Origin of the sequence: Microcoleus sp. MON1_C5, from assembly GCF_036701875.1 — a bacterium.
Lineage (GTDB): Bacteria > Cyanobacteriota > Cyanobacteriia > Cyanobacteriales > Microcoleaceae > Microcoleus.
The window spans coordinates 90,567-105,844 of the sequence record NZ_JAUBRN010000018.1; the positions used below are offsets into that span (position 1 = coordinate 90,567).

Consider the following 15,278-nt stretch of genomic DNA (forward strand, 5'->3'; position numbering starts at 1 on the left):
TAGATAGGAAAATTTGAGATAAAAGCTGCGTGCTTTTAAGGAGGATGAAGGCTAACGGTTTCTCTCCGTCTTTTATTTAATTTTATATTAGGACTATTCTTTGATGTACCTAAGTCATTTACCCGCCCTATAGTAACTAATAACAATCAGAAAAACAATTAAGTTATCTGATTATAATAATGTTGAATTACAACTCAGACTCTTAAAAAAGAGGTTTGGGTTCTAATTATTCTATTTTTTAGCGCTTAGTAGTGCGATCGACCTTTCGGGATTTTTGGCAGTTTATTGAAGTTTTCTCAAATTGTTAATGGCTTTTTGATAGTTATCTTTATCACCTTGCTGCTGAAATAAGTCTGCTGCTTTCTGAAAGTCTTGGATCGCCCCGGGCTTGTCTCCCCCTTCAGCGCGGGCAATTCCCCGGCTCAAGTAGGCGCCGGCTAAGTTAGGATCGATTCGCAAAGCTGCATTGTAATCGGCTACAGCAGCCTTGTTGTCTCCTAAACGAAAGCGGGTAACGCCCCGGTTTAAGTAGGCACTGGCAAAGTTAGGATTAATTTGCAAAGCTCGATCGTAATCGGCGAGTGCACCCTGGCTGTCTCCTAAATCATCGCGAGCATTCCCCCGGTGGGTGTAGGCTTCGACAAAGTTAGGATTGATTCGCACAGCTTCGTTGTAATCGGCTACAGCACCCTTGTTGTCTCCTGAAAAATAACGGATATTCCCCCGGTGGTAGTAAGCAAGAGCAAAGTTAGGATTGATTCGCACAGCTTCGCTGTAATCGGCTACAGCACCCTTGTTGTCTCCTAAACGATAGCGGGTAATCCCCCGGTTTAAGTAGGCACCGGGAAGGTTGGGATTAATTCGCAATGCTTCGCTGAAATCCGCTATAGCACCCTGGTTGTCTCCTAAATCAGAGCGGTCAAGTCCCCGGTTGTTGTATGCAGAGGCATAGTTAGGATTGATTCGCAAAGCTTCGGTGTAATCGGCTACAGCACCCTTGTTGTCTCCCAAACGAGAGCGGGTAACTCCCCGGTTGTAGTAGACAATAGCATCTGACGGATTAATTCGCAAAGCTGCGTTGTAATCGGCGAGTGCACCCTGGCTGTCTCCTGAGTCATCGCGGGCATTCCCCCGGTTGGTGTAGGCTTCGGCAGAATTAGGATTAATTCGCAAAGCTTCGTTGAAATCCGCTACAGCACCCTTATAGTCTCCTAAACGATAGCGGGCATTTCCTCGGCCGTTGTAGGCTTCGGCATAATTAGGATTAAGCACAATTGCTTGAGTGTAAGCGGCTATAGCGCCTTGATAATCTCCTTTATCATATTTTTCCTCTCCCTGAATCAAGAAATCCTCAGCTTTCGTCGCAGCCACCACAGACGCACTCGGAACCTGAACAGATATAGCGAAAACTGCGGTTGGTTGTGCGCTCGCACTTATTGCAACTGCACCAATCAACGCGATGGAAATTTTTTGAGACAACTTCATGAATTTTACCTATCAATAAAAAAAGACGTTTGTTGCAGTTTATTTAAGTTTTTTTAGATGGTTAAGGGCTTTTTGATAGCTATCTTGATCTCCTTGCTTCTGATATAAATCTGCTGCTTTCTGAAAGTCTTGAATCGCACCCTGCTTGTCTCCTAAGCCACGGCGGGCAAGTCCCCGGTTGTAGTAGGCATTAACATGGTTAGGATCAATTCGCAAAGCTTTATTGTAATCGGCTACAGCACCCTGCTTGTCTCCTAACTTAAAGCGGGCAAGCCCCCGGTTGTTGTAGGCCAAGACATAGTTAGGATTAATTCGTAAAGCTTGGTTGTAATCGGCTACAGCACCCTGGTTGTCTCCTAATTCAGAGCGGGAAATTCCCCGGTTGTAGTAGGCTTTGGCATAGTTAGGATTAATTCGTAAAGCTTGGTTGTAATCGGCTACAGCACCCTGGTTGTCTCCTAATTTAGAGCGGGCATTTCCCCGGTTGTGGTAGGCTTGGGCATAGTTAGGATTAAGCGCAATTGCTTGAGTGTAAGTGGCTATAGCGCCTTGATAATCTCCTTTTTCATATTTTTGCTCACCCCGAATAAACAAATCCTCAGCTTTTGTCCCTGCCGCCAAATCTGAGTTGCCAATGTGAGCAACGCTGTACTTTTGACTGTTGGTAAACTCTACAACTGTTAAGTCAACTTTTGGCAGTTTTTTCAATGTATCCTCAGTATCACTCCCCTGCTTCAGAGTCAATAGTAAAGTCCTATTTGTACCAGTATCCTCTTGATTAACAGCAGCGCACATCACGGGTTCTGCATTCAGAATCCCAGTGTTAATATATTTGAGAGTGCCGTTGTTAAAAAAGCTATCATTTCCCGCCCTACTGGATTGACAAAAAAGTACACTTGTGGTACAAGCAACTAACCCGGTTAGGAGCCCTGTCAAGATTTTGAATTTCATAAATTAAAGATTTTTGCCTTATTCTGTCACAGCTCAAATAAATTCACAACCCAGAACTAACCCTGATGCTAAAGCCGATCGACCTTAGCAAACTATGTCAATACCGAAAAAAGGAACCAGAAAAATAATTGTTGATGGGCAGCCTTTCATCTGGCTAATCCGAAGACAAGCTACTAATATGCAAGCAGACTACGGTTGCGGAAATATTCATGTTGCTATCCAACACGCTGAAAAACCGGGCGGGCGTGTTAGTTATTCTCACGGATCGACCTCATCCTCCATGTTGGGGTACTAACCAAATGAGACCAGTAACACCCTCTGATGCAGCACAATGGATACGGCAAGCCATGCAATTTGGATGGCAGCCTCAGCTACCTGGAATAACTTTTGAGGTGCGGATTGCAGGACTGTTTGTGGAAAAAATATAATGCTGTATGTTTAGCAACCCGACAAGTCAATTCTGTTAAAGACAATTCACTCGCCTAGACTGGCATAAGCGATCGCCCGATCGCCAAATTCAGCCTAGACAAGTTAAACTGTAAACATTCTCCGCTAGCCACATCCTAAACTATGACCGCACATCAGGAATCCATCATCGACCAGTTCACTCGTCAGGCAATTCCCTTCTCTAAATTGTACGCTCACACCAATCAAGAGTCTCTGTACCTGCTGAGAGAAATGGCGAGTGTATCTGACAAAGACACAGTTCTAGATGTTGCTTGCGGTTCAGGTATTGTTAGTTGTGCTTTTGCGGAAGTTGCCAGTCACGTTACGGGCATTGATATCACACCAGCGATGCTCGAACAAGCCCAGATTCTGGCGCAACAGAAAAACTTGATTAATCTGTCCTGGCAACAAGGAGATATTGAAACACTACCATTTCCCGATGCTACTTTTTCTCTTGTTCTGAGTCGTTACGCTTTCCATCATTTTTTGCAGCCAGATGTTGTTCTATCAGAGATGGTTCGCGTATGTCGTCCAGGTGGTCGAATCCTGATTGCTGATGTTGCTTTGCCACCGGATAAAGTGAATGCTTATGACCGGATTGAGAAGTTGCGCGATCCCTCTCATACTCGCGCCTTGACTCTGGAAGAGTTTCCAAAATTAGTCGCAGATGCCAATCTTCAAAATGTTAAATTGGCTTTTTACAAGGTAGAACTTGGGCTAGAACAACAGTTAGCTGCTTCTTTTCCCAACCCCGGCGATGACCAGAAAATCAGAGAAATTTTTAGAGAGGATATTGGTGTTGATAGTCTCGGAATTGGCGCGCATTTTAGAGGCGAGGAAATTCATTATGCGGTTCCAATCGCTGTCATCGTTGGCGATAAAATAGCCTAAGTTTTATCAACTCAAAACAAGTGTAACAGAGTCCCAATAATAACAAATAACTAATGGGCAATCACTAATAAATATGAGCGACTTATCAATCCGACCAGCCTTAATCACCAAAGTTATCCCCGACAGCATCGGCGCCGAAATCGGATTTGAAGCAGGAGACTCAATCGTCGCCATCAACGGTCAAAAACCCCGCGACTTGATCGACTATCAATTCCTGTGCGCCGATGAATTTCTAGAATTAGAAGTATTAGACACTAAAGGCAAAACCCACAATTTAGAAATAGAAAAAGATTATGACGAAGACTTGGGAGTGGAATTTGAAACGGCTCTTTTTGACGGACTAATTCAGTGCAACAACCGCTGCCCTTTTTGCTTTATCGACCAACAACCACCGGGAAAGCGAGAAACTCTCTATCTCAAAGATGATGACTACCGACTTAGTTTTCTTTATGGTAGCTATCTCACTCTCACCAATCTGACTCAAAAAGAGTGGGACAGAATCGAACAAATGCGGCTTTCTCCTCTCTATGTTTCCGTGCACGCTACCGAACCGGAAGTACGAATTAGGCTGTTAAAAAATCTCCGCGCTGGCAAGATTTTAGAACAAATCAAATGGTTTCAAGAACGCCGCTTGCAAATTCACGCTCAAGTAGTTGTTTGTCCTGGGATTAATGACGGCGAACATTTAGAACGCACTTTGTTAGATTTGGCAAAGTTTCATACGGGAAATATCCCGGCTGTAGCATCGGTGGCTGTAGTGCCAGTAGGTTTAACTCGCTTTCGCCCAGCCGAAGATGAACTGATCGCAGTAACTGCGGAAAAAGCGCGAGAAGTAATCGAGCAAGTGCAGAAAATTCAAGTGCTTTTGAGTAAAGGAAAAGGTGGCCAAAGGGCGAAAAAGCCGAATTCAAAATCGCGGTGCATTTGGCTGGCGGACGAGTGGTTTTTAATAGCTGGTTTAGATTTGCCGTCGGCTGAAGATTACGAAGATTATCCGCAAATTGGTAACGGTGTCGGTTCTATCCGCCAGTTTATCCAGCAGTTTGAAACGGCTTTTGAGAAGCTGCAACCGATGCAAGTCGAGCCAGAGCGCAAGTTAGTTTGGGTGGTGGGGAATGCTGTAGAAAAAGCTTTTGAGCCGATCGTACAACAACTAAACCAAATTCCCGGCTTGTCCGTCAACATGGCAGCACTGTGCAGCCACTACTGGGGACAAACTATCACTGTTACGGGTTTGCTCACCGGGCAAGATTTGCTCGAAGCTTTGCAGGGGCGAGACTTGGGAGATGGTATCCTGCTGCCGTCGGTGATGCTAAAACAGGGGGAACCGCGTTTTCTAGACGACATGACCCTCGAACAGCTCGCCAGCTCGCTGAAAACCCGGATTTTGCCGGTGAGCGGAGTAGAGGAACTAATATCGGCGGCGATCGGTCTGGCAAATGCTGAAGTTAAATTCTAAATTTTGAATCGAACATTCAAAAGTTAAGATGAGTAGGGTAATTGTGACTTGTAACCGTCGAGTTCAGGCTACAGACTAGAAACTTGAGACCTCAATCTTGCTCTAAAATTGTCTCTAGGATTGCAGAGTAATTAAAAAATTATGCGTGTTTTTCGTCAAATCATCGTAGTCGGAGTGGGCGCTGCAATTACTTTGGGCAACGCCGCACAGAGTGCTTCAGCACAGACTCCTGCTCAACCTCAGGACAGTTCCGCCCTTAGCAATCAGCTCGAATTAGGGCAGAATGTTCGATCGACCTCGAACACAGCGGCAGAATCAGCATCAGAGGCCGAACAGTCGATCGCCCTTAACCCTCAAACCTCCAAGTCTCAGCAGCCAGGGGGAGCCAAGATCGCATCAACTACCCCAACCGGGCCCGAGCAAGCATCAAAGCCTCAACAGGCTGCTCCGGCTTCCCCATCAACTCTGTCTCAGCGCGGTTCAACACCTCTAAGAGGGTTGGAACCGAAAGACGCTCAGCAGCCTTCCCCGAACCCTCCAAACAATCTTCCTGTGCCGAGTTCCCCCGTACCCATTCTCCGGGGCACTCCGAACGAAAGTTTCCCCCCTCTCCCTCCGAGGGGCCTCTTAAACACCAATCCTCCGGCTTCCCTGGAACCCAACCCGAATCCGCTGCTGTTTCCGACAAACCCCGAGGATGTCAGGATCGAGCAAACAGAGTCAATTACCTTGCAGCAGGCGATCGACCTCGCCCGCCGCAACAGCCAAGTTTTGCAAATCGCCGGACAGCAAGTGGAACAAAGCAGAGCAGCTTTGCGCGAACAGCAAGCTGCTCTTTATCCAGACCTAAATTTTCAAATGGAGGCCAGCCGATCTATGACTGCTGGCGGAGAACTCGGAATCCGGGCTACGCAGCGCCGTCTCAACGCTGTGGCTAACCGAACCGGGCAGCCCGCCGAGCAAGCCGGCACAAATTTCGGCAGCAACAGTCTCAACAGCACTTTGCAGTTGAGCTACAACCTCGATTTGTTCGGAGGCCGGCGCGCTACCATCCGCGCGGCAGAGGAACAGGTGCGCCTTCGGGAACTGGATGTGGAACGCCAAGCCGAGGAACTGCGCTTCGACACTGCTGAGGCTTACTACAACTTGCAAAACGCGGACGGACAAGTTGCCATCCGCCAAGCTTCGGTCAGAAATGCCGAGCAAAGTTTGCGGGATGCCGAAGCCTTGGAACGGGCAGGGGTGGGAACTCGGTTTGCTGTGTTGCAGGCTCAGGCAAATTTGGCTAACGAACAGCAACAACTGTCAGGGGCCCGCCGCGACCAGCGAGTTGCCCAGCGGCGTCTGGCTGAGATTTTGAATGTCAGCCAGTCGGCGAACTTGACAGCGGCTGACCCGGTAGAGGAAGCGGGCGTTTGGAGGCTGTCTTTGGAAGAGAGTATCGTGCAGGCTTTTAGGAATCGCCCCGAGTTGGAACAGCAGTTGGTGCAGAGGGATATCAGCAAGCAGCAGAGGCGAGCGATTCAGGCGGGGCGTTTGCCTCAAGTGAGTGTCTCGGCCGCCTACAACGTGCTGGGGCAAGACCCTGACGACCCGGGCCGGTTTGCTACTCGCGGCTGGGCCGACGGGTATTCGGTGCGGGCGAGTCTGACTTGGAGTATCTTCGACGGGGGCGCGGCGAACGCCCGGTTGCAACAGCGAAATGCTGATATTACGATCGCCGAAAGTCAATTTGACCAACTCCGCAATCAGGTGCGCCGGGAAGTGGAACAAGCTTATTTTGGCTTAGAGTCGAGTTTTGAGAATATCGAAACTTCTGAGGCGGGGGTTTTGCAGTCGAGGGAAGCTTTGCGTTTGGCGAGACTGCGGTTTCAAGCGGGCGTGGGTACTCAGACGGATGTGATTCAGGCGGAAACTGATTTGACTAGGGCTGAGAGAAACCGATTGTCGGCAATTATCACCTACAACCTGGGACTTTCGTCTCTCCAGCGGTTTGTGAGCAATCTTCCGACTAATAACCTCTCCGATGCTCCTTGAGATGGGGTTGGGGCGATTCCCTATGGGATAGCTACGTTTCACGACCTTTAATCACAAAGGCAATTAGACATCGGGTATTAAACGTCCGACACATTAGTTAATATTTTGTAATAGAGTTCCATGTCAACTGCGTTAAGGAATCGGCAATGGCCAACATCAAGTTTGTGAAGGAAAATCAGGAAGTCATCGCAGCAGACGGAGCCAATTTGAGGCTCAAAGCTCTAGAAAACCGCATTGATTTGTACACATTTTCGGGAAAGCTCATGAATTGCGGGGGCATAGGTCAATGTGGCACCTGCATTGTGGAAATTGTCGAGGGAAGTGAAAATCTGTCGCCGCGCACTGACTTTGAAAACCGCAAGCTCAAGAAAAAGCCCGAAAACTATCGGTTGGCTTGTCAAGCTATGGTCAATGGCCAGGTCAGCGTGAAGACTAAACCGTGACTCTCAGAAGGCAGAAGGCTAGAGATGCTTTTATGCAGAAGGAAAGAAAAATTCAGAATCCAAGAATTTTGTTTTTTTTTCCTATTTAACTGTATAATCATTCCTTTTGCCGACCTAGGAAAAGAAACGCGGTTTCTAGGAATAAAAGGTTGGGCTGCCAGGCATCCAGACAGAAACCGGGTTTCGACGCTTGTCTGCCAGTCCTCCTTCTATCTTCGAGTTTGCCTTTCGCCTTTGAGTGATATCCTAGTTGTGTGTATTTTCCTATTTTCCGATAGAGGCGAGCGTCTTCATGGAAGTTAACGATTTAGGGTTTGTGGCAACCATTCTGTTTGTATTGGTTCCCAGCGTTTTTCTAATCATTCTGTACATTCAAACGGCTAGCCGTCAAAGCCGAAAAGATTAGCAACTGCTGCTATTTCTGTCTGGCTTTGCTGCTTGCAAAAAAAAGCGCCAACAGCTTTTTGCTGAGGCGCTTTTTTTGTTAACTGTTGAGTGTTAGCTGCTCGCTCTTAACGATGAGATTCTAGCCGACTGTGCGGGCTAGCAAGACGGGACAGTTCGCATAAACTCGCACGTAGTCTGATAGCGAATTTCCCAGGAGTCGATCGATATCCACAAAGTTTTTGGCAACGTTGGGCCGCCGATCCGGGGAACCGAGCACCAACAAGTCGGCATTCATGTCGTCTGCAATCCGACAAATTGCTTCCCCTGGCTTGCCTGTAGCACTAACGCAGCGGTAGCTAACTCCCATTTGTTTCGCTAGTGCTACTCCCGGAGCTAATACGGGGTCTTTTTCAGCACTTGCTGTTAAATCTTCGCTGGCTTTTCCCGTCAAATCTTTACTGACGTGTACTAAAATTATCTCTCCGCCACTGACTTCTTTGACCAAAGATAGCGCAAGCTGCAATGACTGTTGGGCAGCTTCTGATTTGTCTACCGCCACCATGACACGCTTGATTTTTTTGACGTAGATGTCGTCTTTTACTAACAGCATCGGTCGGGATGTTAGCTGGAAAACGTACTGGCTGACTGAGTTTTCCAAAATCGATTGCAGCCGTCCGAGTCCCCGGGAACCCATAATTACTAAGTCGGATTGTTCTTCTTCTGCGACTTGGCAAACTGTTGTTTTCGGATCTCCCTGTTTGAGCCGGGGATTGACTTTGCTGGGATCTATTTTCAAAGACTGGACTGCTTGTGCTAAGATCTTGCCTCCTTCTTCCAACTTGGCTGCCATGCCCTCGGAGGTTACTTGCGGCGGCACGACGTGCAAGACGGTGACAGAGGCTTTTTGCAAGGAAGGGATGTCCATCAACATATTAAACATCTCTTCGCACAAGCCGCGACCGGCGACGGCTACTAAAATTTTTTCTATCATGGTTTGGGCGGTAAAAATAGTTGAGTTTTCTTGTGCGACGCTCTAACTAGGGCGTTGGTACTCTAGTGGCTTAATGTCAAGCATAAGCCTGAAGTTTGCTTTATGATTTGTAGAAATGTAGCGTTTTGGAACAATTTGTAACGTGTTAGAAAACGATCGAACTCAACCAGAACTCGCACCGGCTGGTGCTATTCAAAATCGGCGCGGGATGGACTCTGAGGGCTGGTTTGAATATTTGGTGCGAGTGTACCCTCACCATACTGACTACAGCGGTGCGGTTTGGCACGGTACTTATCTGGCTTGGATGGAGGAAGCTAGGGTGGAAAGTTTGCGCTCTCTTGGCATTCAGTATGCAGACTGGGTGGCGCAGGGTTTGGAATTGCCTGTGGTGGAACTTTCGCTGCGCTACCACCGGGCTGTACAAATGGGTCAATCTGTGGCAGTCAGAACGCGGATCGCTGCTACCGAGGGTGTGCGGCTGCTTTGGGATTACCAAATTCGATCGGCTGATACTCAGGAGTTATATGTGACAGCACAGGTAACTTTGGTTGGTGTCGATCGCGACAAGAACAAGATTATCCGGCAATTGCCGCCGGCGCTAAAGGAGGCTTTGACAAGGCTTTCTGTTAAACCTTCAGCCTAAGCTGCTGTTAACTATAAAAAATAGTTGGTGCAGCCCTAGTAAGTAGAGTGCGTGACTTTTGAGTTATTCCCTTCGCCTGCAAAGTATTGTTTTGTCACGCACTCTACACAACTGGTTTCTGCCTTCATTGGAACTTTTAATAATGTCAAAAAACCTGGGATTGCCCGAGCAAAATATTGAATTTCAGCGCAATAGTTGGGAGGATAATGAGTTAAACTCTGTCTTAACAACTGAAGACAAAACTCTTGTTTCAGGAAAGCCAGACAGTTTAAAAAACGGTGAATTAGCTGACAGTCAAGGCAAAATTTGGGCGATCGCATCCTTGTCGGCGGCGCTGCTAGCGGTGTCGCTGGCTGCGATTTTTATTAGGTTGAGCGAACGGGAAATCAGCCCGAATGCTACTGTTTTTAACCGTTTGTGGATAGCAACTGTAGTATTTGGAGTGTGGAATGGTGCGGGTGCTGCGCGTCGCCGAATGTCTGGGGCACAAGTTGAAGAGCGATCGAACTACACTCTGCAGGATGTGATGCTGTTAACAGCGGTAGGCGTGGTTTCTTCTGCTTCTGTGGTTTTCTGGGCCTGGTCACTGAGTCAGACTAATGTCGCTAATTCTACTGTACTGCGAAACTTAACTCCTTTATTTACTACTTTGGGGGGATGGCTGCTGTTGGGGCGGCGCTTTGACAACAGGTTTTTGGTGGGACTGGCGGTGGCTTTGTGTGGCGCAATTGCGATCGGCATGGAAGATTTGCAAACGGCGGGAGACACTCTTGTCGGCGACATGGCTGCTCTTTTATCGGCGATGTTTTATGCAGGAAATCTGCTCATTTCAGAACATTTGCGAACCAAGTTTCCGGCAACAACTATATTGATATGGCGATGTTTCATTGGGAGTATATTGGTTTTGCCACTGGTTTTGCTTGCGGGCGATCGAGTTTTCCCTTCTTCTTGGGAGGGATGGCTGACTGTAATTGCTTTGGCGGTGATTTGCCAAGCTTTCGGTCAGGGACTGCTTATCCACAGTCTAGGTCGTTTGTCCTCGGAATTTGTAGCTTTTTTCCTGCTGCTAGAACCCGTAATTACGGCGATTATGGCTTGGGTGCTGTTTTCGGAAAGTTTGAGCTTGTTTAATTGGTTTGCTTTCTCTGTGGTTTTGGCTGGAATATATTTGGGTAAATCTAGCGGTTCTGTCGCTAAAAAATGAAACAAAAAGGAAAAATACTTAAATGATTCCCCCATCAATTAACCGGAATCGCTGGCATTATGACTTTAATTTGCTGCCTCAATATTTGGAGGTACTCTTTGCTAAATTGCGGATTGCTGTGGTGTTCGGCGGCGACTGCGATCGCCCCGGAGCAGTGATTTACAAAACTCACAATCCCCGCGCTTGGAAGAGTTACGAAGTCGTCGCCCGCGAGATTGCTAAAGCATTAGCAGAAATTGGCTTTAAGCACGTCTTTGTCCTACCTGACGACATGAACTTGCCGGAACAACTCCAACAAAAAAATATTCATTTAGTGTGGCTGAATACTGGTGGAGTCCAGGGCTACAATCCTGTTTGTCACACTCCCGCATTGTTGGAAATGTTGGGAATGCCTTATGTCGGTCACAATCCTTTAAACAGTTCAACGTTAGATAATAAACACGCTTTTAAACGGGAACTGCAATCAGTTGGAATAAAAACCGCTCCGTTTATGACTTGGCATCCTTCTCAAGGAATTTTGGAGCCTAATTTGCATCAGCGTTTTGCCATTGCTTTTGGTGACTATCAAGGGCCGTTTGTTGTTAAACCAGTATCCGGCCGCGCTTCGCTGCACGTTCATTTTGTAGATAAGATTGAGAGTTTGTCTCAGGCGGTTGCGGAAGTTCACCGAGACACTCACAATACTGCTTTAATTGAAAAGTATTTGCCGGGACGAGAATTTTGTGTAGCGGTCTGCGGCTATGTTACTTATGCTAGAGGCAGATTTGATAAAAGTACAAAACCCTTTGCTTTTTCGACTGTGGAGCGGGTGCTGGAGCCTGACGAACGCATCTTTACTTCTATGGATAAAAAGGCGATAACGGCCGACCGAGGACGGTTAATGGGTGGTGAGGAACCTGAACTAAAACAAGAGTTAATTGAGTTAGCTCGAAAAATTTATTGGGAGTTTAGTTTGAACAGTTTGGTGCGGATTGATGTCAGGAGTGATGCGAATGGCTCACTTTATGTTTTGGAAGCAAATCCCAAACCGGATCTGAAACACCCTGGGGAAAATGTGACGAGTTTGGTAGCTTTAGGTTTGGCGGAATACGGAATGAGTTATAACGATTTAATTTTTAGTTTACTCGCGGATAGGTTAGATTATTTGCTGACTCAGCATATCGAAATTATTCCTCATATTGTGGATTTGCTCCATTAATCGGACTTGCAGGGTGTGCTGCACGTTACCTGTAAACAAAAGGGATTTGTAAAGAAATATAAATTGTTGGGCCAAGTGAACACAGGCTGGCAAGTTGTGATAGTTTTGAGTAATATCAATTCCGGTTGCACTCCTCCGGAATTGTTGACTGTTGACTGTTGACTGTTGACTGTTGACGGGCGGGTCGCAAAACTGCATGGTTGATTGTTAACTGTTGAGTCGATTTTATTATTCCGATGCAACCGGAAACGATCTAAGATAGCGATTTGTGGATGTCCATTTTTTGGTCAGGGGCAAAAAAACTCACTTTATATTAATTAGAAAAAAAAATGCAAGCATTACTTTTATTGATAGGATTTGGAGGCGGGGCATTAGTCTGCTGGCTAATTTTGCATAAGCGAAATTCACGCAATTTGGTGCGGATGCAGGGTTCGCAGGAGGCTATATCGAATTTGGCGGCTCAGTTGGATGCCCGAAATTCGGAATTGCGGCAAAAGGTTCAGAATGAAAATAAGTTAAATTCTGAATTGTCCCAGTTGCAAAGTCGGTTTGAGGGTGTGACTCGCGAGCAAGATATTTTAAAAAATCAAGTGTCGGAAATGGAAGGATTTTTGGCAGGAATTGCCGAAGATCGATCGCAAATTGATTCTCTGATTGCTGATTTGCAGTTTCAGCTAGAAAATGCTAAGCAAGCTGAGTCGCAGTTAGCAGAAGTGGCAGAACTTAAATATCAGTTAGAAGTTGGGGAGCAGGAGCGATCGCAGCTTAACGCTCAATTGCTGGAAAGGCAAGCAGAATTAGAGAGGGTTGATGCAGAACGTTCTCAATTTCAGGCTCTGCTGTCTGAATTTGAGACTCAGTTGGAAACTGCTACTCAAAGCAGATTGCAGGTACAGTACCAGTTGTCAGAAATTCAAATTAAGTTCGATCGCTCCATTGAAGAGCGGCAGCAACTTCAGTCTCAACTGTCGGGTTTGCAAACTCAACTGCAATTAGTCGAAGCAGAGCGATCGCAATTTACTTCGGAATTGTCAGAGCTACAAGCTCAATTGGAGAGTGCAGAGCAAGAACGCGAAATACTCAACTCTCAATTGCAAACCGCTCGCGAACAAGCACAGCAACCTCCATTTGAATTATTAGAACTGCAAACACAGTTAGAAGCTGCTAATCTGGATAAAATGCAGTTAAACTCTCAAGTTCATGAACTACAACTTCAATCCGAAATGGTTGTTTTAGAGCGAGAGAGACTGCTGGCTGAGTTGTCAGAACTGGAGTCTCAGATACATCGCAAAGAGGGAGATAACTCGCAACTCCAGTCTCAGTTATCAGAACTGCAAGCTCAATTAGAAACTGCTAACACAGAAGGCTCGCACCTTTATTCTTTACTCTCGGAAATTCAAAGTCAAGCCGAGACAGCAAACCAGAATCAAAATCAACTTCAATCTCAAATATCCGAGTTAGAACAACAGTTAGAAAGTGTGGGTCAAAGTCGCTCTGAATTGGAAGCTCAGCTCACTTCTCAAATCTCCCAATTGCAAACTCAAACCGAGACAGCAAAACAGAATCAAAATCAACTTCAATCTCAAATCTCCGAGTTAGAACATCAGTTAGAGAGTGTGCGTCAAAGTCGCTCTGAATTGGAAGCTCAGCTCACTTCTCAAATGACGGAATTCCAAACTCAAACCGAGACAGCAAACCAGAATCAAAATCAACTTCAATCTCAAATCTCCGAGTTAGAACAACAGTTAGAGAGTGTGCGTCAAAGTCGGTCTGAATTGGAAGCTCAGCTCACTTCTCAAATCTCGCAATTCCAAACTCAAATCGAGACAGCCCATCAGAATCAAGCTCGACTTCAATCTCAAGTATCCGAGTTAGAAAATCACCTAAATAGTGTGTATCAAACTCGCTCTGAATTAGAAATTCAGCTAGAAACTGCTAACACAGAACGATCGCACCTTTATTCTCAACTCTCGCAATTGCAAAGTCAAATCGAGACAGCCCATCAGAATCAAGCTCAACTTCCATCTCAAGTATCCGAGTTAGAACATCAGTTAGAAACTGTGCGTCAAACTCGCTCTGAATTAGAAATTCAGCTAGAAACTGCTAACAGAGAACGATCGCACCTTTATTCTCAACTGTCGGAATTGCAAAGTCAAATCGAGACAGCAAACCAGAATCAAGCTCAACTTCAATCTCAAGTATCCGACTTAGAAAATCAGTTAGAAACTGTGCGTCAAACTCGCTCTGAATTAGAATCTCAGCTAGAAATTGCTAACACAGAACGTTCGCACATTTATTCTCAACTCTCGGAATTCCCAGCTCAAATCGAGACAGCCAATCAGAATCAAAATCAACTTCAATCTCAAATCTCCGAGTTAGAACATCAGTTAGAAAGTGTGCGTCAAAATCGCTCTGAATTGGAAGCTCAGCTAGAAACTGCTAACACAGAACGTTCGCAACTTTATTTTCAAATCTCGGAATTGCAAACTCAAACCGAGACAGCAAACCAGAATCAAAATCAACTTCAATCTCAAATCTCCGAGTTAGAACAACAGTTAGAAAGTGTGCGTCAAAGTCGCTCGGAATTGGAATCTCAGCTCACTTCTCAAATTTCGGAATTGCAAAGTCAAATCGAAACAGCTAATCAAAATCAAACTCAACTTCAATCTCAAGTATCCGGCTTAGAAGCTCAGCTAGAAAGTGGGCGTCAAAGTCGGTCGGAATTGGAATCTCAGCTAGAAACTGCTAACACAGCACGCTCGCAACTTTATTCTCAACTGTCGGAAATTCAAAGTCAAACCGAGACAGCAAACCAGAATCAAAATCAACTTCAATCTCAAATCTCCGAGTTAGAACATCAGTTAGAGAGTGTGCGTCAAAGTCGCTCGGAATTGGAAGCTCAGCTAACTTCTCAAATCTCGGAATTCCAAACTCAAACCGAGACAGCAAACCAGAATCAAACTCAACTTCAATCTCAAATCTCCGAGTTAGAACAACAGTTAGAAAGTGTGCGCCAGAGTCGCTCGGAATTGGAAGCTCAGCTCACTTCTCAACTGTCGGAATTCCAAAGTCAAACCGAGACAGCAAACCAGAATCAAAATCAACTTCAATCTCAAATCTCCGAGTTAGAACATCAGTTAGA

Annotated in this window: 12 protein-coding genes and 1 pseudogene; 10 read left to right on the forward strand and 3 right to left on the reverse strand. The window is 46.0% G+C overall.

Annotated features, from left to right (window positions below; translation table 11 throughout):
- Positions 1-282: 282 nt before the first annotated feature.
- Together QUA71_RS11645 and QUA71_RS11650 are read right to left on the reverse strand one after the other, a co-directional pair.
- The gene (locus QUA71_RS11645; RefSeq protein ID WP_333285027.1) at positions 283-1,485 is read right to left on the reverse strand and encodes a tetratricopeptide repeat protein; all 1,203 of its coding nucleotides are present in this window, start codon (positions 1,483-1,485) and stop codon (positions 283-285) included.
- Between the two features lie 39 nt (positions 1,486-1,524).
- The gene (locus tag QUA71_RS11650) at positions 1,525-2,436 is read right to left on the reverse strand and encodes a tetratricopeptide repeat protein (RefSeq protein WP_333285029.1); all 912 of its coding nucleotides are present in this window, start codon (positions 2,434-2,436) and stop codon (positions 1,525-1,527) included.
- A gap of 209 nt (positions 2,437-2,645) precedes the next feature.
- On the opposite strand from QUA71_RS11650, the gene QUA71_RS11655 reads away from it, so the two are divergent.
- The 6 genes from QUA71_RS11655 to psbM all read left to right on the forward strand — a co-directional run bounded on the left by QUA71_RS11655 (position 2,646) and on the right by psbM (position 8,119).
- Entirely contained in the window at positions 2,646-2,864 is a 219-nt protein-coding gene (locus tag QUA71_RS11655; protein WP_333285031.1) for a hypothetical protein, read from the forward strand.
- 142 nt (positions 2,865-3,006) lie between these two features.
- On the forward strand, positions 3,007-3,774 hold the full coding sequence (locus QUA71_RS11660) for a methyltransferase domain-containing protein (RefSeq protein ID WP_333285033.1): 768 nt from the start codon (positions 3,007-3,009) through the stop codon (positions 3,772-3,774).
- Positions 3,775-3,847: 73 nt separating this feature from the next.
- The gene (locus QUA71_RS11665; RefSeq protein WP_333285035.1) at positions 3,848-5,233 is read left to right on the forward strand and encodes a TIGR03279 family radical SAM protein; all 1,386 of its coding nucleotides are present in this window, start codon (positions 3,848-3,850) and stop codon (positions 5,231-5,233) included.
- A gap of 141 nt (positions 5,234-5,374) precedes the next feature.
- A complete protein-coding gene (locus QUA71_RS11670; protein ID WP_333285037.1) occupies positions 5,375-7,270 on the forward strand; it encodes a TolC family protein in 1,896 nt (631 codons plus the stop codon).
- Between the two features lie 146 nt (positions 7,271-7,416).
- On the forward strand, positions 7,417-7,713 hold the full coding sequence (locus QUA71_RS11675) for a 2Fe-2S iron-sulfur cluster-binding protein (protein ID WP_006631487.1): 297 nt from the start codon (positions 7,417-7,419) through the stop codon (positions 7,711-7,713).
- 292 nt (positions 7,714-8,005) lie between these two features.
- Positions 8,006-8,119, forward strand: coding sequence for a photosystem II reaction center protein PsbM (psbM, locus tag QUA71_RS11680; protein WP_006631488.1), 114 nt, complete (start codon positions 8,006-8,008; stop codon positions 8,117-8,119).
- A gap of 120 nt (positions 8,120-8,239) precedes the next feature.
- Here psbM and QUA71_RS11685 read toward each other — a convergent pair whose 3' ends face one another.
- Complete coding sequence (locus QUA71_RS11685) at positions 8,240-9,091, reverse strand: universal stress protein (RefSeq protein ID WP_333285039.1); 852 nt, start codon at positions 9,089-9,091, stop codon at positions 8,240-8,242.
- Between the two features lie 142 nt (positions 9,092-9,233).
- Between QUA71_RS11685 and QUA71_RS11690 the strand changes: the two genes are divergently transcribed.
- The 4 genes and pseudogenes from QUA71_RS11690 to QUA71_RS11705 all read left to right on the forward strand — a co-directional run.
- Positions 9,234-9,734, forward strand: coding sequence for a thioesterase family protein (locus tag QUA71_RS11690; protein ID WP_333285041.1), 501 nt, complete (start codon positions 9,234-9,236; stop codon positions 9,732-9,734).
- A 142-nt stretch (positions 9,735-9,876) separates the two neighbouring features.
- A complete protein-coding gene (locus QUA71_RS11695; protein WP_333285043.1) occupies positions 9,877-10,938 on the forward strand; it encodes a DMT family transporter in 1,062 nt (353 codons plus the stop codon).
- Positions 10,939-10,960: 22 nt separating this feature from the next.
- A complete protein-coding gene (locus QUA71_RS11700) occupies positions 10,961-12,136 on the forward strand; it encodes an ATP-grasp domain-containing protein (protein ID WP_333285045.1) in 1,176 nt (391 codons plus the stop codon).
- Between the two features lie 329 nt (positions 12,137-12,465).
- Positions 12,466-15,278 (forward strand): annotated as a pseudogene (locus QUA71_RS11705) (hypothetical protein); the annotation flags it as partial.